We start from the raw sequence: 24599 nt of genomic DNA, 5'->3' as shown, positions 1-24599 counted from the left end.
TCGAAGGCGACTGTTCATTGACCCAGGCTGTTCATGGTGTCACCAGCACGGCGCCTTCGGACGCTGACGACACCAGCGCACCGTAGCGCGCCATCACGCCCCACTCATAACGCGGCGCTGGCGGCTGCCAGGCGAGCAACCGGTCGGCAATCTCTTCTTCTGACAGCAGCAGATCAACACGGCGCTCGTCGAGATTGATCTCGATCTCATCCCCCTCCTGCACAATCGCAAGCGGTCCGCCTCGCGCCGCCTCCGGCGCCACGTGTCCGATCATCACACCGCGCGTCGCGCCGCTGAAGCGTCCATCAGTAATGAGCGAGACCGACTGCCCAAGTCCGGCGCCGACAATCGCGGAAGTAACGCCGAGCATCTCGCGCATGCCAGGACCGCCGCGCGGACCTTCATAGCGAATAATCACAATATCGTCCGGTCGAATTTCACCGCCGACGATAGCGGCCATTGCCGCCTCTTCGCCATCGAAGACGCGCGCCGGACCGCGGTGGTAGGTGCGCTCATAACCGAACAGTTTGACCACCGATCCTTCGGGCGCCAGATTGCCGCGCAGCACCAGCAACCCGCCTGTCGGCTTGATCGGATTATCGAGGGGACGGATCACATCCTGACCTGGCGTTTCGACAGCATCCGCCGCCTCTTCCGCCAGGGTGCGACCAGTGACGGTGATCGCATCGCCGTGCGCGAAACCGCCGTCGACCAGGCGTCTCGCAATCACCTGAATGCCGCCCGCCTGATCGACGTGAATGGCAGAGTACTTCCCGCTCGGCATCAGGTCGCAGCAGAGCGGTGTACGACGACTGATCGCGTCGAAATCGTCGAGCGTTAGCGGCACGCCCGCCTCACGCGCCAGCGCCAGCAGATGGAGTACCGCGTTGGTCGAGCCGCCGGTCAACGCCACGCTGGCGATCGCATTCTCGAATGCCGCCCGTGTCAGAATATCGCGCGGCTTCAGATCGCGTCGCAGCACATCCATAATCAACTGCCCGGCGCGGTATCCAACCGAATCTTTGCGCGGGTCGGCAGCCGGCACCGCAGCCGTCCCCATCGGCGAGAGACCGATAATTTCCATCACGGTTGCCATCGTGTTGGCAGTGTACTGACCTCCGCATGCTCCCGGACCGGGGCACGCGGCATCTTCGATCTCTTTCAGTTCTTCGTCGGTCATCTTACCGGCGGCAACTGCACCGATCGCTTCGTACACATGCTGGATGGTGATCTCTTTGCCGCGCCAGTGACCGGGAGCAATCGATCCGCCGTAGAGCAGGAAGCCGGGGATGTTCAGGCGCGTCAATCCCATCGCTGCTCCGGGGATCGTTTTGTCGCATGCCACCAGCGCGATGATCGCGTCGAACATATACCCGCGCCCCATCAGTTCGATCGAGTCGGCAATCAGGTCGCGGCTGATCAGCGACGCCTTCATCCCTTCCGTACCCATGGTGACGCCATCGGCGATAGCGACGGTGTTGAACTCCATCGGCGTGCCGCCGGCGGCGCGCACGCCTTCCTTGACCCGCGCCGCCAGCGCGCGCAGGTTGATGTTGCATGGCATCGTCTCGATCCAGGTATTGGCGATGCCGATGATCGGTTTTGCCAGGTCTTCGTCGGTGAAGCCGATTGCCTTGAGCATGGCGCGCGCCCCGGCGCGGGTGCGCCCATCGGTAATGGTGCGACTGCGGCGTTTGAGGTCGCTAGACATGGCTCCGTCCTTCCGTGATAGTGACGATCATTCTGAATGAACAGAGGTGCATCCCCGATTGTACCACTTTTTCCGGGTGAAGCGGAAGGTTCCAGAATGGTATAATACAGGTATGCCTGACCTGACGCATACCGCAATCGCGGATCCGACCGCCTTCGAAGAACGGTTGCGCGCTGTTCCGCTCGCGCCCGGCGTCTATCTCTGGAAGAACGCCCAGGGGAAGATCATCTACGTTGGCAAGAGCAAGCGTCTGCGCGATCGGATGCGATCCTACTTCAACCAGACTGGCGATCCTTATGGGAAGACGGCACGACTGGTCGAACAGATCGCCGATTTTCAGGTGATCGTCACGTCCACCGAACTCGAAGCGCTGTTGCTCGAAATGACCCTCATCAAGCAGCACCGTCCGCGCTTCAATGTGCTGTTGAAGGACGACAAGAGTTACCCGTACATCAAAGTAACGTTGCACGAAACCTGGCCCCGCATCTTTGCCACGCGCAACCCGCGCTGGGAAGAGGGCGCGCGCTACTTCGGACCCTACTCCAGCGCTGGAGCGGTCTACCGCACGCTCGACCAGCTCAACCGGCTGTTCGCCTTTCGCCCGCCGTCGCGCTGCCCCGACGACAAGTTCAACCGCCATCGGCGGATGGGTAAGCCATGCCTGTACTACGACATCAAGCGATGCCTGGGTCCGTGCGTGCCGGGGCTGGTGAACCAGGAAGAATACCGCGCCACCATTGAGTCGGTGTGTCGTTTTCTGGAAGGGAAGAGCGACCTGGTGGTGAAAACGTTGCGCCGCCAGATGGAAGAAGCGGCGGAACGGCTCGATTTCGAGCGCGCCGCCCGGTTGCGCGACAGCATCCGCGACATCGAGTTGATCAGCCAGCGCCAGCAGGTGCTGCGCCACGACGATGCCGATCAGGACGTCATTGGCCTGGCGCGCGAGGAAGGGATGGCGGTCGTTCAGGTCTTGTGCATTCGCGCCGGGAAACTGATCAGCGCCGAATCGTTTCCGCTGCAAAATGCCGAAGGGGAGCGCAACGAAGACCTGCTTGCCTCATTCCTGACCCAGTTCTACGATACGGCTGCTGAACTCCCCGCAGCGTTACTGTTGCCGATGCCGCTCGATGAACCGGCAGTGATCGAGCAATGGCTGGCGCAGAAAGCGGGGCGCAAAATCACACTGCACACGCCACAGCGCGGCGAAAAGCGTCGTCTCGTCGAACTGGCGGAACAGAACGCGCGCCAGAAACTCGAAGAACTGCGGTTGCAATGGCTCAACAGCGAGCAACGCGCCGTGGCAGGGTTGAGCGAGGTGCGCGATCTGCTTGGCTTGAGCGCACTGCCGACGCGCATCGAATGCTTCGATGTCTCGAACATCCAGGGAAGCCACGCCGTCGGAGCAATGGTCGTCTTCGAGCGCGGCGAGCCAAAGAAGAGCCGCTACCGCAAATTCAGGATCAAAACCGTTCAGGGCGCCAACGATGTCGCGTCGATCCAGGAAATCCTGCGCCGCCGCTTCCGTCGCGCTGCGATGGTCATCGGGGAAGAAGAACAGCAATCGGAAGCGCAAAGGATGAACGGCAGCGTCAACGGTCCGGCGGAAGCGGACGACCAGGAAGAAGCGGAGAAGACCGACACGCCGGGGTCGCACGCCGACATTGAACGCCAGGAAACCTGGGCGGAACTGCCCGATCTGATCCTGATCGATGGCGGCGTCGGACAACTGAACGGAGCGATCCAGGCGCTGCGCGATCTGCGCTTCGACCACATTCCTGTGGTTGGGGTGGTCAAAGGACCGAACCGTGATCGCTTCGACCTGCTGCTCCCCGGTGCGAGTGATGTCATCGTGCTTGAACGCGACAGCGCTGCGTTGCGCCTTATCCGCATGATCGACGAAGAAGCCGACCGTTTCGCAAAAGACTACCACCGCAAACTGCGCAGCAAATCGGCGACATCGTCGCGGCTCGAAGAAATCCCTGGCATCGGTCCGAAGCGGCGACAGTTGCTGCTGAAGCGCTTTGGGTCACTCGAAGGCATTCGCAACGCCACCGTCGATGAACTCGCCGCCGTGCCGGGCATGACGCGCAAAGCCGCCGAAGAGTTGAAGAGTATGCTGTAGGGTTGCCCCCTGCGCTCGTGCCGCCCCGCTCCGACGCTTATGAAGATGGAGAGTCAGGTCTGGTATGCCGAACCAGCCGTGGAGCTAAATCTCCTGGCCAGGGGAAGCGACGCGGGGATTGTCGCGCCGACGCTGCTGCCGATCGCTAAATCTCCTGGCCAGGGGAAGCGACGCCAGCCTGTGCGGGCTGGTGTGCGCCGTCGGGGTCAACCCCTCGGCTATGGGAAGCGACGCCCGCCTGCGCGGGCGAGAGCGGAGGAATTACTCAACAACTATAAGCCCCCGGCGATCCCCTCGCAGGCGCTTACAGGGGCAGGTTTTCGGGAAGCCCTTGCATTCCTTCTCTCGTTTTGGGCTTCAAGATGCCCAGACGCCCCCTTCTCCCCTTGTGGGAGAAGGGGGTTGGGGGGATGAGGGGCAAACGGGCGCCGCAACGGAGTGGTCGTCATCGCGGGACGACCGCGTTTCTGGCGCTCCTTCTCCGGTTGCAGGCATCTCGCCGGGTGCGCGCCGGAGGCGCGCGCACCCAGGGCATCTCCGCTTCCAGCGGCAGGTTTTTTGGCAGGTCCCTGCGTGCCATCTCCGGTTTCAGGCAGCAGAACGCCCAGACTCCCCCTTCTCCCCGTGTGGGAGAAGGGGGTTGGGGGGATGAGGGGCAAACGGGCGCCGCAACGGAGTGGTCGTCATCGCGGGACGACCGCGTTTCTGGCGCTCCTTCTCCGGTTGCAGGCATCTCGCCGGGTGCGCGCCGGAGGCGCACGCACCCAGGGCATCTCCGCTTCCAGCGGCAGGTTTTTTGGCAAGCCCTTGCGTTCCTTCTCTCGTTTTGGGCTTCAGATGCCCAGACTCCCCCTTCTCCCCGTGTGGGAGAAGGGGGTTGGGGGGATGAGGGGTCCAAAGCGCACGGGAAAGTTGACTTACCCCTTCACCGCACCACCAGCGGCAGGTACACCTGCCGCGGTGACGGCAGCATCAGCGGTATGGTGGGTGTGACCGACGGCGATAAGGAGGGTGTGCGCGTCGGGGTCGGGGAGGGGGTGCGTGATGGGGTCAGAGAGGGCGTGACCGATGGGGTCAGGGTCGGTGTACGCGTCGGGGTCGAGGAGGGGGTGACCGATGGGGTTGGGGTGGCGGTATTGTTGTTTGTTTGCTGCACCACGATCGTATCGCTTGCCTCGTGGATGGTCGTCCCGCGCCGAATTTGCACGAAAACGGTGCGCTCCCCGTTTCCTGTCGCCAGCGTCCAGGTGGAATTGGTGGCATATGGTTGCCATTCCGTCCAGTTGACTCTATCATTGCTCAGCCGCATCTGCTCTGCCCACCCCGCACCATAAATGTACAGGTTCACCGTCGGCGAAGTCGTGACGGCCGCCTCGCCGTTGATCACCACCGGGTAGGTATTCCAGCGGCAGCCGAAGGTCTGCGACCAGAAATGGCCGTAGGTCGTGCCGCTCCGGTAGGTGTAACCAACGCCAATTTCGCACAAGCCAGTCCGTAGGATATTCGCTCGATGACCGGAGCTATTCATCCAACCCTCGATAGCGGTCTCAGGAGAGGCATAACCGCCTGCCAGGTTCTCAGCGGCTATGGAATAGGCATAGCCAAAATCCTGAAAGCGCCGCCCCATATCGCGCCCAAGACCGTCGGTGTGCGACAGGGTATTCCGGCTGGCGTTGTCCTCCACGATGTAGACCGCTGCCTGCTGCAGGATGTCGTTGCGTTTCAGCGGCGACAGGCCATTAGCCATCCGTACCTCGTTTGTCAGCTCAATAACCCGTTGTATCGGGTCAGTTTGCGCAAGAAGTGATTGTGTCAATGGCGGAGCGTTGAGAACAAAGAGAATAAGACTGAGGCAAATCAGAAAGCTTATAATGCGGAGACATCGGATTGACACGGGTTGACCTCCCCATTATTTTCCAGAATGATCGACGTTTGTGCATGCATTATGGACTTCTGGCAGCCTCACAGTCTGTCCTGATACCTCGCGTTGCGGAGGTGGCGCCGCGGGGCGCGACGGGCAATGCTTGCAATGGGTATATCACCCTCCTTTTCAGTTTTTTGTTCTGCTTGTCATCATCAGATGAAAGAAATGTCATCTGCGCGCGCTGCACGGCGCCGGTGGCGAGGTGATTGTAGCGCTGTATATAAAGACATTCGTGGCAACCCGTTCAATCTGTGGGTATCTGTGGTTTATTCCCAAAGAGCGCACAGCCAGGCGCCGGTGTTATTGCTTGCCCCGTTAACTATCGTCCGCGTCTGCTGTGTCGCGTGAGGCGCCTGCTTCCAACAGCATCAACGCGGCGCTTCCGTCATTACTTCGGCTGCGCGTTTCGCATACGCGGCAAGGTCGTCCCGTCCCCGCTCGCGCCAGGCATAGACCCAGATAGCGAGTTCTTCGCGCACTTCGGACGCCTGATCGAGGTGCGCCAGCATCCTGGCGCCCCGATCCGGTTCGCCATGCCACACATACGCCATGCCGAGCGCCTTGTGGGTCGCCTGATCGGCGGCGAACCATGTCTGCGCCTGTTCGAGCGCATTGATCGCCCGTGGATAATCCCCCAGATCGAGCGCCAGCATGCCCAGCCGTTTCTGAACCAGCGGCGAAGCGGGGGCGATCTGCAAACCGTAGTTGATCCACGTCACAGCGTCGTGCATCAGCGTGGTGCGTTCCTTCTGCGTCAACTCGTCGGCAAGCATCGCGCGCGATTGGAGCCAGGCGGCATAGTTCACGGCGCCAGCAGCCGCGAGATGCGGTCCACTCACGATCAGAACCAGCGCGACCGCAGCAATCGTGATCCCGACCTGCCTCCGACGGTGTGGATTGGGTCGCCGGGCGGCGCGCGCGGGGATGTCAACCGGTTGGTGCGGTGCCGCAGCCACGATGCTGAAGAGACCGAACGCCAGCAGCATCGTGGTCCAGGACGTGTCGTACTGTGGCGCATCGGAAAGCCCGTGGATCAGTAGAACCACGCACCCGATTGCTGCGCCCTGAACCAGCGGCGTTTGTGCGTGCAGTATGGGTGCAGTTCGCCGGAACGAAGCGATGAGCAGCCAGGCGAAGCCGATCAGCCCGACAATGCCTTGCGCCAGCCAGACGCCGAGAAACAGGTTGTGCGCATAACTGATGAACGTGGGAAGAATGAGCAACTGAAAGCGCGAATACATCGGACCGAAGGCGCCCGGTCCGATGCCGCTGAACGGAAAGTCGAGCGCCAGAAAGAAACTGTTGCGGTAGACTGCCAGGCGGTCTGCGGCACGCAGCGCAGCGGACGCAAGTGCATCCTGCGTCGCGGGGAGGTTGACCAGCAGCGCGATGAGACCGATGCCAGCCGCGCCGGCAACAACCAGGCTGCGCCAGATAGAGCGTGGGATGCGTGCGTCGGAATCCTGCGCATATCTCTGGAGGCGCACCAACCCCCAGAGCAAGCCAGCGGCGATCAGCGCAACAAACGCACCACGCGAAGACGTCAGCAGCACGCCGAACGCCACCAGAGCGGCACCGACGCTCCAGGCTTTGCGTTGTGCGCCATGGACGCTCAGCGCTATGCCGACGATCAGCGGGAGCGCTGGTGCAAGAAACGATGCCGCTGCATTTGCATCGATGAACACCGGCGTCACATCTGGGAAAGGTGCACTGGTCAGTCGCCCCAGCCAGGCGGACAGCCCCAACTTTTCGTGAAAACCAAGATGGCGATACTGCACCGCCAGCAGCACACCGTAACTGATGCTCCAGGCGCCGATTCCCGCAGCGACGCTCATCAATCGGTTGCGCAGGAACGTCACAATCCCCAGATAGAGTATTATTCCCAGTGTCAGCGTCAGCATCCACGGCAGGCTCTGCTCCGGATCGCAGGCGACGAGGGTTCCCAGGAGACCGCCGGTGACAAACAGTATCAGTGGCATCAAAAACGGAACCGCGTTCAACTGTTTCATGGACTCTCCTGTGCGCATATCACTCCGTATAGTACACGCTCAGGCGGGCAGACTGATGACAGAAGCGCTGCTGAGGATGAGAAAAGTATCATAATTCACCCTGGACACCAGCTCAATCCTATGCGCACCCATACCCGATACCGGCTTTCACTCTACCTGTTGCTCACGCCATTTCTCGCTGGCATCACGCTGCTGGTCGTCATTCCGGCAGGATTATCGTTCGCACTGGCATTCACGTCCTATGACGCACTCTCGCCGCCGGTGTGGCGCGGAGTGCAGAACTATCGTCATCTGCTCGCCGATGATCTCTTCCGGCGTGCAGTCGTGAATTCACTGACATTTCTGGCATTGACCGTACCGTTGCGCACGTTGATCACGCTGGGACTGGCATTGCTGCTCAGGCGTCCGCGTCGTGGCATCCGCTTCTACCGCGCTGCGGTCTACATGCCGACCGTCATTCCCGGTGTAGCATATGCGCTGATCTGGCTCTGGATTCTGAATCCGGTCTACGGACCGCTCAATCTGGTGTTGGGGGCGCTCAATCTGCCGACGGCGGCGTGGCTGGTCGATCCGCGCACAGCGCTACCCGCACTGGCGCTTGCTGCCCTGTTCCAGATCGGTGAAGGCTTCGTCGTATTGCTCGCGGGGCTACAGCACATTCCCGACGATTACTACGATGCGGCTGCGCTCGATGGCGCCGGGCGGATGGCGCTTTTCCGACACGTGACACTGCCGCTGCTGGCGCCATGGCTGTTCCTGGTGATCATTCGTGACATCATCGCCAGTGCGCAGAACACGTTTACACCCGCCTTACTCATGACCGGCGGAGGACCGTACTATGCAACACTGTTTTTGCCGCTGCTGATCTATCAAACGGCATTCGACCGCTTTCGTTTCGGCGAGGGCGCAGCAATGACCACCCTGCTCTTTGCAGGCGTCGGCGGATTGATCATGCTTGTCTGGCGTATTTCTGGCGGATGGGGGTATGATGATTCGGTCTGAACGAACACCCTGGCGCACTGCCGGGTTTCACCTGACAGCGCTCGGTGTTTCGCTGATCTTTGCTGTGCCGGTGATCTGGGTGCTGGCTGCATCGTTGCGTCTTCCCGGCACGCCGCCGCCAATCGACCTCGAATTGATCCCCGACCCGATCATCTGGTCGAACTATGTTCAGATCTTCGAGTTGCTGCCACTGGGTCGGTACCTGCTCAACTCATTCGCGGTTGCTGCGCTGGCAGTTCCGCTCACGGTCGTGGTTGCGTCGTGGGCGGGGTTCGCACTGGCGCAATTGCCGGAACACGTGCGCACTGCATTTCTTGCCCTGGCGATTGTGGTGCGCATGACGCCGATCACGGCGCTCTGGTTGACGCGCTTTCTGGTGCTGAACGAACTGCGCCTGATCGACTCGTATGCAGCGTTGCTTGCGCCGGTATGGTTGGGTTCCAGTCCGCTGTTTGTTCTGATTTTCTACTGGAGTTTTCGCCGCATTCCGGCGGATGTGATCGAGTCGGCACGACTCGATGGTTTGGGGGCGCTGGCGATCTGGAGACGCATCGCGCTGCCGCTGGCGCGCCCGGCGATTGGCGCAGTCAGCGTTTTGACATTCGTGCAGTACTGGAGCGATTTTATCAATCCGCTGCTCTACCTCAAGTCCGAGTCGCGCTATACCCTTCCGATCGGATTGCGCCTGTTGCAGCAGATGGACATCACCAGCTGGCCCCTGCTCATGGCGGGTGTCATGGTCATGATCGCGCCGATCATGATCCTGTTCGTGCTGGCGCAACGCGCGTTTTGGGTCGAAGTGCGCTCATGAAAGGCTGCCGCGATGCTGTGACGGGCGACACGCTGCTCCTGCTCCTGCCCTGAACAGCGAGAATCTGGAGGAGATATGACTCTGACACGCAGATATGGCTTGTTTGCGCTATTCGTTGTTGTGCTTGTCGCCTGCGCCACGCCGCCGCCAGCGCCAGCAAGAGAAATCACGTTCATGGTATCTGGCGATGCTGCCGAAAAAGCGGCATACGAGCGCCTGGTGGCAGCATTTCGAGAACGCCATCCAACGATTCAGGTGACGCTCATCCACATTCCGGGGCAGAGCGATTATCGGAAGCGACTCGGTATCGATTTTGCTGCGGGCACACCGGCAGATATCGTCCTGATCAACTACCGGCGCTACGCTGCCTTCGCCGCCAGAGGCGTCCTCGAGCCGCTCGGTCCGTACCTGGCGCAGAGTGCAGTTATCAGCGCAGACGACTTTTATGCCGAAGCAATGACCCCCTTCATCTGGCAGGGCGTGATCATGTGCCTTCCGCAGAACCTTTCCAGCCTGGTTGTCTACTACAACCGCGATCTGTTCCGCGCTGCCGGGCTTCCTGACCCGTCGCCGGATTGGACGTGGAACGACATGCTGGAGGCGGCGCAGCGGTTGACGCGCGACGCCAACGGTGACGGCGTGGTTGATCAGTATGGTCTGGGAACGGAGGTGTCACTGTTTCGGCTGGCGCCGTTCATCTGGCAGAATGGCGGCGATGTCGTCGATGATCCGCAGACGCCGACTCGTCTGACGCTCGACACACCGGCGGCGCGCGAGGCGATCCAGTGGTTCGTCGATCTGCAAGTCAAACACCACGTGACGCCCGACGCGGTGGCAGAGGCAGCCGAGAGCAGCGAAAGCCGATTTTTGAACGGTCGTCTCGGCATGTTTCTGAACAGTCGGCGTGGCGTGCCAACGTATCGAACCATCACTGATTTCGATTGGGACGTCGCCCCGCTGCCACGCGGGAAACAGCGCGCTGGCATTCTCCACGCCGATGCCTACTGCATGGCGCAGGTCAGCAAACAGAAGGAAGCAGCATGGACTTTTATCGAGTTCGCCAATTCCGTTGAAGGGCAGCGCATCATCGCCGCAACCGGTCGCACCGTGCCATCGCTGCGTGCGGTCGCCAGTTCGCCGGTCTTTCTCGATCCACACACCAGACCGGCGAACAGTCGGGTGTTTCTCGATGGCATTGCGTTCATTCGCGCAGTACCGGTCATGGAAACATGGGTGGACATCGAAGATATAGTGGCGGAAGAATTGAAGCGCGCCTATTATGGACAGGCAAGCGTTGATGACGTGATTGAAACGGCAATCACCCGGACGCGCCCGTTTTTTACCCGGCGCGATAGATAGAGCATCACCGTGGGACAGTTTCGTCGCATACCGGTTCAACGTCTCGATTGGACGCTCGTCGTTCTTGTGATCCTGGCAGTTCTGGCGCCTGGATTTGCCGCCATCGATGCAACGCTGCCACTCTCGTCGGGTGCGTTCTTCTGGGGCGGCATCGCAGGATCAGGACTGGGTGCAATTGTCGGGTATCGCGCTACGTCTTGCGCTTCGCGTCGGGCGCTGCGCATTGCAGCGTTGACCCTGATCTGGTTCATTGGTCTTGCCCTTCTGCTGCTCAGCATTGGTCAGGCATTGCCAGCGCTCGACGTCGCCGCTGCCGACATATGTGCTGCAATCTCGTGGGCATGGAAGGTAGCATGGCGCGATCCAGCCGCCGGTGAACCGCCGCAAACGCTGACACTGGCGCTCTGGCGTGTTGCCCTGTTCCGCTTCCGCGACCAGCTCATCGCTGCGCCGGCTGGCGGAGAACGCGGTGCTGCGCTCATGCTGTCGGTCGCCGGCGCGACCCTTACCTGGAGTGGTGCGTTTCTTACCGGCATCGCCATCCGCACCCGCCGAACGACGTTGACATATGGTTTGCCCTTGCTCATTGCGCTTGGGATCGTGGCGATTCCCGGCGGCGGCAGCGGCAGCCCGTTGATTATCGGCTCTGGCGTCTGGCTTGTGCTTGCCGTTGCCAGTGATTTTCGACGGCGTGAGACGATGTGGGATGCTGCCGCCATCGACTACTCAACCGAACTGTTCCGCGATATGGTGATCTGGGGCGGGTTGCTGACTGCCGGTGCGCTGTTTGTCGCATGGGCGCTGCCGCTCTGGCCCGGCAACCCGCTGGCGCGCATCTTCGTCCGTGACGACGCGATTCCTTCCGGTCTGGCGGTGCTGGAGCGTTCGATTCGGCGCCCTCTGCCATCGGGCGGAGTTGCAGACATTGGCGTACCGGTTTTTGCCGAACTTCCGCTTGGTCTCTCGCTCGAGCAGGGTCCGCCGGATCAACTGGCGCTGCGCGTGACGTTGAGTGCGCCGCTGCCGCCTGCGCGTGAGCCGCGCTACTGGCGTGCGCGAATCTTCAACCGCTACACCGGCGATGGGTGGGGCAGCAGCGCGCGCGTCGCCGATGAACCGCCGGTTGCCTTTCCGAATGAACCTCTGCCTGGAACGATCATGCAGTACGTCGAAGACCTGCGGCCACAACGTGCCACGCTGGTTGCGCTCCCCGACCCGCTGTTCGCCGACATACCAGCCCGCGCCGAACGATTGCGTGATGGATCGCTGATGGCGCTCGTTCCGGTCGGCAGCGGTGCGCGCTACCGAGTCCTGTCGCGGTTGCCTGAACAGGCGCCACCCCCGGAGAGACGCCAGCCGGGGGGCGAGGCAGTCGATCTCGGACCGTATCTGGCGCTCCCCACGAGCCTGCCGATGCGGGTGCGCGACCTTGCCGTCGTCATTGCAGGCGATAGACAGGGGGACGAAGCGCGCGCACAGGCGCTGGAGCGCTACCTGCGCAATCTCCCCTACGCCTACGAAGTCGAGCCGCTTGCTGACGGCGTTGATGGCGTCGATCACTTTCTCTTCTCGATGCGCAGCGGCTACTGCACCTACTACGCCTCCGCAATGGCAGTGATGGCGCGTGCGCTGGGCATCCCCTCGCGTCTTGCGGTCGGATATGCGTCGGGCGAATATGACGAACGTGCTGGCAGTTACCTGGTGCGCGAAGCCGACGCGCACGCCTGGCCCGAACTCTTCATCGCCGGGCGGTGGGTGGCGTTCGAACCAACGCCGGTTCGTCCGCTTCCGGATCGCGGCGCCATTGCACCCTCACCAGCTCCGGTTGCAACGCCGGTCGAAGCTGCACCTCCTGATCGGATAAGAGGTGTGCTCATCTGGCTTGCCGTCCTGAGCGGTGTGGCCGCCCTGACCGCTGGCGGATTCCTCCTCGGTCGGCGTCCACCGCGCGACACGCCGATCGCGCGCGCGCAGCGCGACCTGGAGCGGTGCGGCGCCCGTGCAGGTGTCGAGTGGTCTCCAGGCGCGACGATCCACGAATACGCAACGCTGGTCGCGCTGCGCGCGCCGGAGATCGCTGCCGACCTGATGACGCTGGCGGCGATCCTGACCGAAGCCCGTTACAGCAACCATCGTCTGGACTCTGCGGCGCTGGCGCAGATTGAGCGGGCACTGACGCGACTGCGATCCTGGCGTCCAACGCGCAGGTCGATTCGGTCATGATGCAACATCAGGCAATAACCAGCGTATGATTCTACAGGTATGCAGATGCGCCATGTGCGCTGGAAAGGATCAAAGCAATGCAGCATCAACCGATCGTCATCGAGCAGCGCAGCGGACCAAACCTGTTGATCCGCGCGCTCTACTTTATCGTCTTTGGATTGTGGTTCAGCGGCATCTGGGCTGCAATCGCGTGGGTGTTGTGCGTCACCGTCATCGGTCTACCGCTTGGATTGTGGATGCTCAACCGACTGCCGCAGGTCGTGACGCTGGCGCCGCAGCGCAGCGATCTTATCATTGCCAGCGGTCGCGCCTATCGCGCGGATGTGCCGCAGCGGCCGTTTCTCCTGCGCGCCGTCTGGTTTGTGTTGATCGGATGGTGGCTGAGCGCACTGTGGCTGGCGCTCGCCTGGGCGTTGTGCGCTTCCGTGATCGGGATGGTCGTTGCGTTCTGGATGTTCGACCGTGTGCCGGCGATCATCACGCTGGCGCGTCGCTAGCGCCCGACACGAACTTTAGCCTGTACCCGCCTCTGATCGGGCGAAGCGAATACCTTCGCCCGATCTCCGTCCGGCGCCTTCCCTCACCAACGTGCAGCGACAACGTCGCTGCCCCCTGAAGCGCAGCATGCGCCTGTTCAACGTTTCACCACGCTGAAACCCTGAACATATGATACTTCCACGTTCACCGCACGACGCCGGTTTTGACCATCCCTCTCAAGAGTAGAGTTCCTGGGAGAGATGCGCGGTTTTCTGCATTTCCGTGCGCTTTTGCCCCTCATCCCCCCAACCCCCTTCTCCTACAAGGGGAGAAGGGGGAATTTGGGCGTCCTGACGCCAAAAACGAGATAAAGAATGCAGAGGCTTCCCGAAAAACCCACCCTTTCAAGAATGCCCTCGTCCTCTGGAAGCGGAGCACCCCTGTGCAGCACGCGGGGAGCAGTGGCATATGGTCCTTGAAGAAATAATCCGGTCTGGCCTGCGCAGGCGGGCTTTGCATTCCATAGCCGAGGGGTTCAGTTCCACGGCGCGCCGTCGCCCTGAAGGGCTTGGCGAGCAGGGCAAAGGCCGCTGACGCGGTCTGCTGGCAAGCCCGCGCAGGCGGGCTTCGCCTCGCATAGCCGAGGGGTTCAGTTCCACGGCAAGAGGCGCATACCGGATGTATTTCTCAATCTCCATGAGCCCGATGGCAGGGGCGAATACCGGTTTATATTCTCAATCTTCATATGCCAGGTTGCGTCTCGTCGTTCATCCCGGTCGCTCCACACTACTCCACAATGAAAGGGGGAAGAGCACAGTTTGAGAATAGGATGCTAGAATGCTAGCATGCTAGTACACCTCAAAACGGTGGTGACCTCTCTGCCCTTCATCCTGGCATCCTGGTATACTCCGAAGGAGCAATGATAGCAAATCCTATCGGTACGAAGATTGAGCATTTACAGCAGTGCTCAGATACGTTGACCCTGGCGTTGATGCCATCAGCGTAATGCGCCAGCGGTGCGCCGGTCGTGCAGCGTAGTGTCCGCCTGCGTAGCGATGCCATGAGCCGCTGCGCGCACCACGCGACCGAGCGCCTGGAGCCATCCTTCGGTTGTCGGGTAGGTGTATCCGATACACACCAGCGTTGGATGGCGCCGCGCGCGCCAGTATCGGTCCACAACCGGGCGACCGCTCGCATCGCACGTGACCAGGTGAGCCACCGGGTCCAGCGCCGGACGGTACCCGGTCGCCAGAATGATTGCGTCGAAAGGAGCGCGGCGACCATCCTGAAAGACGACGCTCCCGGATTCGATCTGTGCCACGCCGGGGTAGACGGCTACCCGCCGCCGGGCAACTGCCTGCGGCAATTCATAGCCGACGACAGGATAGTGGAAGAGCGGCGAACCTGGCGGTAGCGGCAAACCGAGATGTTGAAAGTTGCGTCGCCGCAACAAACGCGCCCCCAACCATGGCGGCAGGGTGCGCAACAACCATGCAGCCAGACGCATACCGGCGGCGGATCGTGGTCTGGGCACAAAAGCGACGCCACTGCGCACGACGATTGCCGTCTCGACGCCATGCCCGGCGAGATCGACGGCGATTTCGGCGCCTGAGTTGCCCGCGCCAACCACCAGCACTCGTTGCCCGCGAAAGATATGCGGGTTGCGGTAGTCGCGGCTGTGCAGGATCAGACCGGCAAAACGCTCTTCGCCCGGCAATCGGGGACGTACCGGCGCACTCCAGATGCCGGTTGCCATCACCAGCACGGACGCATCCGCTTCTCCGCAACTGGTATCGAGCCGCCAGCGATCACCATCGATGTCGGCGCGGCGCAGTTCGATCCCTTCCTCGATGCGCAGATCGAAGTGCTGCGCATACTGGTGCAGGTATTCCAGAAACTGCGCGCGGCTCGGAAAGTCGGGATAGTGGGAAGGCATCGGAAAACCGGGCAGCCCGGATACATGCTTCAACGTATGCAGTCGCAGGCGGTCGTAATGGTGATGCCACGCCTCGCCGACACGACCCCGTTCGATCAGGCGATACGGTCGATTGCGGCGCGTCAGTTCCGCAGCCATCGCAAGCCCCGCCGGTCCGGCGCCGATGATCGTGATCATGGTCGCCCCGCCTTCACATCGCCGGATACGGCTTCCAGACGCTCGAAGAGCGTTTTCCGCATGGCATACATGGTCAGCGTCGGCGCCACGCTTCCGATCAGTGCAATCGCCTGGTTGGTTATGCCCGGAATCACCCTGGCGCGACGCCGTTCGACAGCAGTTGCGATGCACGCCGCCACACGTTCCGGCGCCATCCGACGACTCTCGCGCCGGTTGTCGGGACTGTAGCGCCGCGCATGGGCGGTGCGCGTCGGTCCGGGGTACACCGTTATTACGTTCATATGCCGCTGCGCCAGCGCCACCCGCAAACTGCGCGCATATGAAGACAAACCATCTTTGCTTGCTGCGTAGACTGCCGCTCCGGGGTAACCAGTGTAGACTGATAGCGACGCGATAAAGACGAGAGTCGCGCGGGGCGCCAGCAGTGCGAAACGCAGCAGTCCGGCGGTCAGGTGGAGCGGCGCGCGCAGGTTGACATCGATCACGGTCAGTTGTTCATCGATGGCACTGGCTGCAAACGCGCCAACCGCATTGATTCCGGCGCTCTGCACCACAACGTCGGCGGCGGGAAGCGCGGCGAGATGGCGTAACGCCCGGTCGATCCCTTCTGAATGTGCAAGATCAGCCTGGATGAATGTCGTGGCATCCTGAACGGTGCGGTTGATCTGCGGCGCTTCACGGTCGATGATCGTCACCAGCCAACCGTCACGCGCATACCGTTCGACAACTGCGCGTCCGATCCCATTTGCGCCGCCGGTCACAACACAGTGCCGCCGACCGCCAGTGGAAAGCATCCCTGGCGGATGGGTCGTATCGCCAATCGTATGGTGCGGTGCGACCACCTGGCGAGCGGCAACCGCGTCCGCAATTTCGCCCGCATGCCTGCCGACACGACGCAGCAGGCGATTGACCGATCCAATCGTCGTTACTGCGGCGTTCCGCTCGATAGCACGCACGATCCGCTCCGCCGTCCACATGGGTGATGGAAAGCGACGCGCATTGACGCGGTCGGGCGGCACGCCGGATTTTGCGTGCATGCCGGTGCGTGTGGCGCCTGGATGCACAATCTGAACCCCGACCCGTCCGCGCAGTTCTTCGCGCAGGCTGCGGGCAAACCCTTCCAGCGCCGCTTTGGTTGCGCCATACACTGCGTAGTTGGGTGCGGGCAATGCTGCCGCTATCGACCCGATAAACGTCACGTGTCCGTGTGCTGCGATCAGAAGCGGAAGCAGCGCGTGGGTGAGCGCAATCGGCGCGCGCAGGTTCACGTCCAGCAGCGCATCGATCGCTTCCGGCGTCTGATCATCGACCGCGCCGTATGAGCCGATCCCGGCGCAGTGGATGAGCCGATCAAGGCGGGCGACGCCTCGTTGCCGCAGAACGTCGGCAACCAGCGCGGAAGCGAACGGTTGCGCCAGATCAACACGACAATAGTCACTGCGCAGATCTGGCGACACCTCTTCCGCCGGGCGCCGCCCGATACCGAGCACCCGCGCCCCGCGCGCACGATAGATCTGCGTCAGCGCCCGACCGATGCCGTCCGTTGCGCCGGTGATCAGAACGACAGACTGCGACATGTTGCGATTCTGGTGCAGTGTGACCATCAGGGTATGCGTTCCAGTGTGCCCGACGAATCCTCTGTTGGTGGTGACGCATGTGGAGAGTCGGCAGACACGACCAGAGTCGTTAATTGCTGTTCTTTGCGGCGCAGCATCCGCGCGATCACAATGCCAGCAACGAACAACCCGGCGGAGCATGCCAGCGTCCACGGGTTCACCACCGAAATGCTGAAACGTCCGGCGAGAATATCGTCCAGGGCGAGCGAAGCGCCAGCAAGCGTAAAGGTCAGCGTGCCCGGCAGTGCGCCGATGACCGATCCCAGGAGATACGGGCGGTAGGGGATGCGTAAAAAACCTGCCAGATAGTTCACCAGATCGTAAGGCAGATAGATCAGACGCATCATCAGGATCGCGCTGAAGGCGTTCGCCTGCAATCGTCTGGTGTAGCGCCCAACCATCCCCTCAAGCGCGCCTGCCTTCCCTTCGGGCAAGACTCCAGAACCAAACGCCCGCCCAAACCAGTATGCCAGCGTCGCCGACATGTTCGAGCCGATGATCGCAAACAGTGTTCCCCAGAACGGACCCCAGATCGCACCTCCGATCAGCGTCACGATCACTGCGGAGAAGAACGCCAGCGGACGCAGGGTATAGATCAGGATGTAGATCAGCGGTCCGAACGGCGTGCGCAGCAGATCGATCGCCGCCTGCAACGTCTCTGTCGGGGATGCGCCGCTGGACAGGCTGTAGCCGAGAAATGCACCCGCCAGCGCCAGCCAGATTGCGCTGGCGATGATCGTTTGCCGGTGATGCGCCAGAGAGCCATCCCGACGATGGAGTGGCGCAGATGATTGGTGTGGCATTGAGCGCCCTGTCTTTATTCTACTGTGAAGTGCAAAACAGTTGACTGCTGGAATTGTGCGCATCCGACGGGCATGCGGGCGTCCCGCCCGCGCACCCACAGCGCGCCGCCGACGGTCACGCGGGCGGGACGCCCGCGCACCCGGCACGCCCGCGCACTCACAGCGCGCCGCCGACGGTCACGCGGGCGGGACGCCTGCGCCCCCATTGTGCGCCTCAGACGGTCGTGCAGGCGGGACGCCTGTGCCCCCATTGTGCGCCTCAGACGGTCGTGCAGGCGGGACACCCGCGCACCGATTGTGCGCCTGAGACAGTCGTGCGGGCGGGACGCCTGCGCCCCCATTGTGCGCCTGAGACGGTCGTGCGGGCGGGACACCCGCGCACCGATTGCGCGCCTCAGACGGTCGTGCGGGCAGGACGCCCGCGCACCGATTGTGCGCCTCAGACGGTCGTGCGGGCGGGACGCCCGCGCACCGATTGTGCGCCTCAGACGGTCGTGCGGGCGGGACGCCTGCGCCCCCATTGTGCGCCTGAGACGGTCGTGCGGGCGGGACACCCGCGCACCGATTGTGCGCCTCAGATGGTCGTGCGGGCGGGACGCCCGCGCACCGATTGTGCGCCTCAGATGGTCGTGCGAGCGGGACGCCCGCGCCCCCATTGTGCGCCTCAGACGGTCGTGCAGGCGGGACGCCCGCGCACCGATTGATTGCGCGCCTCAGACGGTCATGCGGGCAGGACGCCCGCGCACCGATTGTGCGCCTCAGACGGTCGTGCAGGCGGGACGCCCGCGCACCCGGCACGCACGTGGCTCAATCATGTTGCATTTCGCTAGAAGATTGCCGTCGTATTCGTCTTCGATGTTCTATAGTCACCCATCTTTCATATGCCACAGCGCCCAGCCTACCCGTTGACTGGCGGTGACCAGCACCAGCGTCGCCATCAACGAAAACAAGAGAACCAGAGCGTTGGGAAACAGCAGGAAGAGCGTATAGAACACTATCGTCTCGGCGCCTTCGATCAACCCCGCTGGCATCGTCACCGACGTGGTTTCGCCCCGCGACGCAGCGCCAGCGTTGCGCTTCTCCAACATAGCCGCCAGATACATCCAGCTTGCGCTGTTGAGATAGAAACTTCCCAGCAGCACTGCCAGCGCCAGCAGAACGGCGGATTCTCCGCTTGCGAGCGCCAATCCCAGCGGTATGGCCGCATAGACGACATAATCGAGCATGATGTCAAGGTATGCTCCCAGATCGCTCTGCGTGCCTGTAACCCGCGCAATGGCGCCATCGAGTCCATCGAGCGCGCGGTTCATCAACCAGAGACACACCGCCGCCACATACGCGCTCTGCCAGGCGGCGACGGCAGCCGCAACACCGACGACAGCCGCCAGAACAGTAACGACCGCGGGATGGATCTGGCGAACAGGACCGCGTACCAGCCAGGTGAACAGCGCATCTTTCGACTCGCGCAGCGTTTTGTCGATCATGACGGTATCCAGGGCAATGGGGAGTCGCCGATCATCTCCTGACAGGGCGAAGCGAAACACAACCTGGCTTCAGGATTGCCGCGCCTGACGATCAATCGCGCTGGCGAACGACGCTTCTCCACGGCGTTGGAACCAGCGATAGCGCAGGTAGGCGCTCAGTTCGCCACGCAGATTGGTAAGCGTGTCGCGCAGGAACATGTCTGTTGCCTTCTGGATTCCGCTGGAAAACGTCGGATACGGGTAGACGGTGCGATACAGGCGGTACATCGAGATGCCTTCCTGGATCGCCAGTGTAAAGAAAGAGATCATTTCCGACGCTTTTGGCGCAACAATCGTCACTCCGAGAATCTTGCCGGTCAGACGCATCGCATCGACCATAATGAAACCATGATGCACTTCGTCAGTATATCCGCGATCAGTCTGCGTTGCCAGATCGATATGGATTCGCCTGACCAGATTCGGATGGTAGCGCTGTGCAATCTGCTCCGGCTTCATCCCCGTCGTCGCCACCTCCGGGTTGCTAAAAACAATCTCTGGATAGAACGGTTCAGGCGTGCGCAGCGGCAACCAGGGAAAGGCGATCTGTTGCACCACGCGGCGTCCCTGCGCATTGGCGGAATGGGTGAACGCAGAAGTAGCAGTCACATCGCCGACCGCATAGATATTCCGTACATTCGTGCGACCATACGCATCGGTTTCGATCCCCGCCTGGGTGCTGAATCGTACACCGGCCGTCTCCAGCCCCAGACCCTCCACGTTGCGTTCACGACCCACAGCGATCAGCACATAGTCCACGTCGTGCAGCGACATGACCCGTCCGGCGTGTTCGACGCGCAAGGTCTGAGTGGATTCGTCGTAGGAATGGGGGCGCGCGTTCAGGTGGAGCGCGATCCCTCTGGCGTGCAGCGACGCCTCAATCACGCGGGAGACGCCGGGAAGATGACGGATCAGCACCCGCGGGGCGATGTCGATGATGCTCACCTGGCTGCCCAGGTCACGGAACGCAAACGCCAGTTCGACGCCAATCGCTCCCCCGCCGATGATTGCCAGATGGCGCGGCGCAGTGTCGATCTCAAAGATGCGTTCACTGGTCAGGGCGCGCGCTGCTGGCAACCCTGGAATGGCGATCATACGCGGTCGCGCACCGGTTGCCAGCACAATGTGGCGTGTTGTCAGGATGCGCTCGCCACCATCGGGCAGGGTAACGGCGACTCGCTCCGGGCTGACCAGACGCGCACGACCGGATATCAGGCTCAGGTTGGCGACTGCGCCGAACTCCCGCGTCTCTTTGTTGCGCAGGGCATCGCGCCTGCGACGCACTGCGGCGAGCACGGCGCTGGCGTTGCTGTCGCCTCGACCGGCGAGGTGGATGAGGGTTTTCGATGGAATGCAGCCGGTATTCGTGCAATCTCCGCCAACGTGGCGCGCCTCGATCAACGCGACCGGTTTGCCCAGGCTGGCAAGCCCATAGGCGACGGTTAAACCGCCGGAACCGGCGCCGATCACGATCGTATGAAAATGGTCGGTCACTCGTCCTCTTTCATCACTCGCTGCACCGGTCACGACTCGACCAGATGAGTCTCATGTACTTCTACGGTTATCATGCCGGTATTGGGTTGGAGGGGTGTATTGGCGCTCCTACGGCTTGAACACGCGCAGATACGTGGCGCGGTACAGCATTTCATCCGACAGCGGATCGGTCGGGGCGCCTCCCGGCAATGCGAGCCCGCCGCTCACATTCACCCATACCTGTTGATTCGCGTGGTCTTGCCATACACTATTTTCGGTAGCAAGCAATGCTGCGAACGAACCGACCGGCGTCAGGTGGCGCACCGGCGTATTGGGCGCCTGAATATCCCGGTATAACTCGCGGGTGGTGAGGTATGCCTGTATCGTTGCACTCCCGCTGAATGGTACTGAGAGAATCAGTCGATCAGAGGTCGAATGCATGTTCGAGAGCACAAGCATAACTTCCTGTGTCGGCAGAGGGTGACTGACCAGATTGTCACGGAACTCGATCCGGTAACGACCATCGGGAACGGCGGCAAAATGGCGCATGTGCGACATAATATTGAACGTGTTAAGGTTGCCGCTACTCCCGTCTTCTACAATCCAGGCACCGATCGGCTGCATATTGTGATCGAGACGAGTGATCGTGAGCGGCATCACCGGCTTATAGCGATCGCTCCCATCAATCCTGAAGCCGGAGACGCCGTAGTACGGACCGGCGCAACTCCTGCTAAGATGCTCGCCAGCAACCGGCATACACGTCCGTCCGGCGGTCAGGAAGGGAATGTCGTACACCCAGTAATTCCCTGCCGGTCCCCAGTATCCGTGCGGGTCCCACAGCGCACCGGCGAGTGCGGCATTCCCGACCGGCGTATTGATGTTCGGCGAAATGACCCGTCGTCCCGGATGGCTGTTGATCAATCTGTTATTGGGATTGCGCACCATTCCGCGATCAACCGGGCTGGTGTAGTAGTCGTTGGCGGCGAAGGCGCCGCTGGCGCGGTCAATGCGGTCGTTGAGCGGAAAATTGACAATCACATTGTGAGCGATGTCGAAGGTGCTATGGTAGCTGGCAACCGCGACATTCGGTTGGTTCGATGTGGGTGGCGGCGTGCTGTTATTCAGACTCACGCCAATAATCAGCGAGTCGGATATCCGACCATTGTCACCGGCGCCGGCGAAGAACATGCCAGCATTATCGGCAGAAACAAAACGGACGTAGTCGGGCCAGGAGGTTCGATTCCACAACCCATTGTCTCGGTTTTTGTACGTTGTAATGTCGCTGAACGTAAAACGCACGCGGTTGGCGCTGTAGCGATCCTGTCTTTCATCACTGGTCGGCACGTACTTGCTCTCGCGGGTGTTCCCTGTATCGTCGAAGGGAGCAAAGTCGAGGTTGATGCCCGGCTTGTTGTTCGAGTGTGCGACATTATGACTGAACACTCCCAGTTGGGTGTTGATTGGACGTATCGGGACCAGTTTGCTCAAGCCGAGCGGACGTTCCGGGAACGCCAGCCAGAACCCATTGCCAGCCGCGTCGGCGGCGACATTTCCGCGCACGATATTGTCGGGATTGGTCAGCCAGAAACCCGACGGACCACGCAGGAAACCTTCGCGATCACTCGGCAGGATCGGTTGAGGCGGTTGCCGCACCTTCAGCACCAGATTGTTTTCAATCAGGTTGCGGCGCTCAACCGCGTCTTCCACAAAGATGGCGTGACCGGCGATGTCATAGCAGATATTGTTGCGAATCGTTGTGCCATTTGTGGCATGACGTTATGCAGCGGTTGGTCGAATTCCAGATGCTTGAGTTGGTGACCAGTTGCTGAGTCGCATCACCGATCAGGCTGCCGTCTGCTGCATACGAAAGCAGATGGAAGTGGATCGGATAGCGACCGGGACGCCCGCCCTGTCCGACGCGCCGCAGTTCAACGCCATCGAGGCGCAAGACCCCGCTCCCCATCACCATGATCTGAGCGCCAAAGCGGTCATTGCGCCAGCGTGCATCATCGGCGCCCTGAATCACGATCTGACGCGAGAGCAGTCCCACTTCGGCGCGTTCATCGAGCACGAGCGGCGTTACTTCCGTTGTCGGCGTCGTGGTCATTCCGGTGGAACTGACATACTGCAACCGACCCCAGCGTGATGTTTGCAGAGGCGTCGCCAGCGTGACCCGGGCGCCGTTCACCGCCTGTGCTGTATGTCGTTCGGTTTCCGCCACACCGTAGAAGTCGGTTGGCGCGATGACAATCTGGGCGCCGGGCTGCCAGTTCACCGTATCGCTGAGGGTAAGCGTGGTTGCACCGGCAGCGGCATGGTCGTTCAGTTTCGTCCACACACGATTCGGCATCACGCCATACGCTTCGAAGGAACCGCCCATGAGCAGTATGCCGCGCGTGCCCATTCCCATCACATCTTCGTTCGGATTGGGCGCGTTGAGGGTAATCGTCGCGCGATGGGCGAACGGTTCGGCTGGCGTGCCAATGCGCAGGCGTCCCTGACCATGCAGCATGATCCAGCCGACAGTCAGATCGAGATCGCGCCGATCAAAGACCAATTCGCCTTCGATGGTCAGACTCTGTAACGGCGGCGGGCTGACATCGAGCAGAACGACCTTGCCCGCCGGGATGGTTGCCGCATCTCCACTCTGCGGCACACGCCCGCCCCACGTCGCCGGGTTCGACCAGCGCTCGCCGGATTGCGCTCCCGGTGCGCTGCGGATCACCAGCGGCAGGAATACGCGGTACGCATCAGGCTGAACGGTGAGCACACCGCTCATCCCTGGATCGAAATCGCAAACAAAAGGATAGCGTCCAGGCTCAACGAATACCTGATGCCGATCTGATCCTAGCGCGATGACCGGCGATCTCCAGCTGCCATCGACAGAGCGGAGACGGTGTGCCTGTGTGTCGTTATTGCGCCAGACAACCGCGGCGCCAGACTCAACCTGCACGTCCATCGGTGCAGGCGGATCGCCAGACGCAAGCGTGATCTGTACAGAGGGGAAATGCGCTGATGAGGGAGCGGCAAGGCTCAAACCGGCGGCGAAGAGAATGGAAACCAACAATGCACATACCGACGCGATCAGGGCTGGATTGCGCTGCATGGATGGGATCGCTCCTTCCTGGGAATGCCTGTCCTGTTGCGCCTGTTACGCATGGAACCGACGCGCCACACGAGCGTAGGAGCAACGTACAGTTGATCGGTTCGTTTTAGCGATTTTTTGACTTTTAGATCAGCATAGCATGCCGTGATGCAACAGGGTGGCGCCAGAATGCAGTACTTTAGTGTGAATGGTTACTATGCGGGATACACCTTCACCAATGCCGGGTTTGAACTGAGGGTGCATGCAACGCTCATTGCGCTCATCTGTACAAACATGAACGAGCAATCAAGGTATGTTATGCACGATACAGCAGCCTGGCTTAATCCCGTC

16 protein-coding genes are annotated in these 24599 nt (G+C 61.5%); 6 read left to right on the top strand and 10 right to left on the bottom strand.

The features are described from left to right. Positions 1 to 31 precede the first annotated feature (31 nt). On the bottom strand, positions 32 to 1711 hold the full coding sequence (gene ilvD / locus ROSERS_RS16230; protein WP_011957860.1) for a dihydroxy-acid dehydratase: 1680 nt from the start codon (positions 1709 to 1711) through the stop codon (positions 32 to 34). Between the two features lie 112 nt (positions 1712 to 1823). Here ilvD and uvrC point away from each other — a divergent pair, with 112 nt between their 5' ends. Then, the gene (gene uvrC / locus ROSERS_RS16225) at positions 1824 to 3833 is read left to right on the top strand and encodes an excinuclease ABC subunit UvrC (RefSeq protein WP_011957859.1); all 2010 of its coding nucleotides are present in this window, start codon (positions 1824 to 1826) and stop codon (positions 3831 to 3833) included. Between the two features lie 925 nt (positions 3834 to 4758). Here uvrC and ROSERS_RS16220 read toward each other — a convergent pair. Together ROSERS_RS16220 and ROSERS_RS16215 are read right to left on the bottom strand one after the other, a co-directional pair. After that, a complete protein-coding gene (locus tag ROSERS_RS16220; protein ID WP_011957858.1) occupies positions 4759 to 5727 on the bottom strand; it encodes a CAP domain-containing protein in 969 nt (322 codons plus the stop codon). 398 nt (positions 5728 to 6125) lie between these two features. Then, positions 6126 to 7766 (bottom strand): O-antigen ligase family protein, encoded by a 1641-nt coding sequence (locus ROSERS_RS16215; protein ID WP_011957857.1) that lies wholly within the window; start codon positions 7764 to 7766, stop codon positions 6126 to 6128. A gap of 120 nt (positions 7767 to 7886) precedes the next feature. Between ROSERS_RS16215 and ROSERS_RS16210 the strand changes: the two genes are divergently transcribed. The 5 genes from ROSERS_RS16210 to ROSERS_RS16190 all read left to right on the top strand — a co-directional run bounded on the left by ROSERS_RS16210 (position 7887) and on the right by ROSERS_RS16190 (position 13658). Continuing rightward, entirely contained in the window at positions 7887 to 8768 is an 882-nt protein-coding gene (locus tag ROSERS_RS16210) for a carbohydrate ABC transporter permease (RefSeq protein ID WP_011957856.1), read from the top strand. After that, the gene (locus ROSERS_RS16205) at positions 8752 to 9579 is read left to right on the top strand and encodes a carbohydrate ABC transporter permease (RefSeq protein ID WP_157041116.1); all 828 of its coding nucleotides are present in this window, start codon (positions 8752 to 8754) and stop codon (positions 9577 to 9579) included. Before ROSERS_RS16210 ends, ROSERS_RS16205 begins: the two co-directional genes overlap by 17 nt. Before the next feature lie 75 nt (positions 9580 to 9654). Next, complete coding sequence (locus tag ROSERS_RS16200) at positions 9655 to 10938, top strand: ABC transporter substrate-binding protein (RefSeq protein ID WP_011957854.1); 1284 nt, start codon at positions 9655 to 9657, stop codon at positions 10936 to 10938. Between the two features lie 9 nt (positions 10939 to 10947). After that, positions 10948 to 13161: a transglutaminase TgpA family protein gene (locus ROSERS_RS16195; protein ID WP_011957853.1), complete on the top strand. Its 2214-nt coding sequence runs from the start codon at positions 10948 to 10950 to the stop codon at positions 13159 to 13161. 77 nt (positions 13162 to 13238) lie between these two features. Continuing rightward, positions 13239 to 13658, top strand: a complete 420-nt coding sequence (locus ROSERS_RS16190; protein WP_011957852.1) for a hypothetical protein — start codon at positions 13239 to 13241, stop codon at positions 13656 to 13658. A gap of 977 nt (positions 13659 to 14635) precedes the next feature. Here the strand turns inward: ROSERS_RS16190 and ROSERS_RS16185 are convergent. The 7 genes from ROSERS_RS16185 to ROSERS_RS26915 form a co-directional block, all read right to left on the bottom strand. Next, complete coding sequence (locus ROSERS_RS16185) at positions 14636 to 15751, bottom strand: flavin-containing monooxygenase (RefSeq protein ID WP_011957851.1); 1116 nt, start codon at positions 15749 to 15751, stop codon at positions 14636 to 14638. Beyond that, positions 15748 to 17328, bottom strand: coding sequence for an SDR family NAD(P)-dependent oxidoreductase (locus ROSERS_RS24285; protein WP_198136313.1), 1581 nt, complete (start codon positions 17326 to 17328; stop codon positions 15748 to 15750). The genes ROSERS_RS16185 and ROSERS_RS24285 overlap by 4 nt, the downstream gene beginning before the upstream one ends. 26 nt (positions 17329 to 17354) lie before the next feature. Then, the gene (locus ROSERS_RS16175; protein WP_011957849.1) at positions 17355 to 18170 is read right to left on the bottom strand and encodes a TVP38/TMEM64 family protein; all 816 of its coding nucleotides are present in this window, start codon (positions 18168 to 18170) and stop codon (positions 17355 to 17357) included. An 866-nt stretch (positions 18171 to 19036) separates the two neighbouring features. Then, positions 19037 to 19654 carry a CDP-alcohol phosphatidyltransferase family protein gene (locus ROSERS_RS16170; RefSeq protein ID WP_011957848.1) on the bottom strand — a complete coding sequence of 206 codons (618 nt, stop codon included), beginning with the start codon at positions 19652 to 19654 and terminating at the stop codon, positions 19037 to 19039. A 69-nt stretch (positions 19655 to 19723) separates the two neighbouring features. Then, positions 19724 to 21184, bottom strand: a complete 1461-nt coding sequence (locus ROSERS_RS16165; protein WP_011957847.1) for a dihydrolipoyl dehydrogenase family protein — start codon at positions 21182 to 21184, stop codon at positions 19724 to 19726. A 108-nt stretch (positions 21185 to 21292) separates the two neighbouring features. After that, on the bottom strand, positions 21293 to 22876 hold the full coding sequence (locus ROSERS_RS26920; RefSeq protein WP_442969656.1) for a hypothetical protein: 1584 nt from the start codon (positions 22874 to 22876) through the stop codon (positions 21293 to 21295). A gap of 16 nt (positions 22877 to 22892) precedes the next feature. Next, a complete protein-coding gene (locus ROSERS_RS26915; RefSeq protein ID WP_011957845.1) occupies positions 22893 to 24269 on the bottom strand; it encodes a G8 domain-containing protein in 1377 nt (458 codons plus the stop codon). Positions 24270 to 24599 lie beyond the last annotated feature (330 nt).

The organism is Roseiflexus sp. RS-1 (assembly GCF_000016665.1).
In the GTDB taxonomy this organism is placed as follows: domain Bacteria; phylum Chloroflexota; class Chloroflexia; order Chloroflexales; family Roseiflexaceae; genus Roseiflexus.
Note: the sequence above shows the minus strand (reverse complement) of the source record. Positions and strands in the feature narration are given on the sequence as shown.

Coding starts and splice junctions, on each gene's coding strand:
- ROSERS_RS16190 (WP_011957852.1), top strand. CDS start 13,239: ATGCAGCATCAACCGATCGTCATCGAGCAGCGCAGCGGACCAAACCTG.
- ROSERS_RS16210 (WP_011957856.1), top strand. CDS start 7,887: ATGCGCACCCATACCCGATACCGGCTTTCACTCTACCTGTTGCTCACG.
- uvrC (WP_011957859.1), top strand. CDS start 1,824: ATGCCTGACCTGACGCATACCGCAATCGCGGATCCGACCGCCTTCGAA.
- ROSERS_RS24285 (WP_198136313.1), bottom strand. CDS start 17,328: ATGTCGCAGTCTGTCGTTCTGATCACCGGCGCAACGGACGGCATCGGT.
- ROSERS_RS16170 (WP_011957848.1), bottom strand. CDS start 19,654: ATGATCGACAAAACGCTGCGCGAGTCGAAAGATGCGCTGTTCACCTGG.
- ROSERS_RS26915 (WP_011957845.1), bottom strand. CDS start 24,269: ATGCAGCGCAATCCAGCCCTGATCGCGTCGGTATGTGCATTGTTGGTT.
- ilvD (WP_011957860.1), bottom strand. CDS start 1,711: ATGTCTAGCGACCTCAAACGCCGCAGTCGCACCATTACCGATGGGCGC.
- ROSERS_RS16200 (WP_011957854.1), top strand. CDS start 9,655: ATGACTCTGACACGCAGATATGGCTTGTTTGCGCTATTCGTTGTTGTG.
- ROSERS_RS16215 (WP_011957857.1), bottom strand. CDS start 7,766: ATGAAACAGTTGAACGCGGTTCCGTTTTTGATGCCACTGATACTGTTT.
- ROSERS_RS16175 (WP_011957849.1), bottom strand. CDS start 18,170: ATGCCACACCAATCATCTGCGCCACTCCATCGTCGGGATGGCTCTCTG.
- ROSERS_RS16205 (WP_157041116.1), top strand. CDS start 8,752: ATGATGATTCGGTCTGAACGAACACCCTGGCGCACTGCCGGGTTTCAC.
- ROSERS_RS16185 (WP_011957851.1), bottom strand. CDS start 15,751: ATGATCACGATCATCGGCGCCGGACCGGCGGGGCTTGCGATGGCTGCG.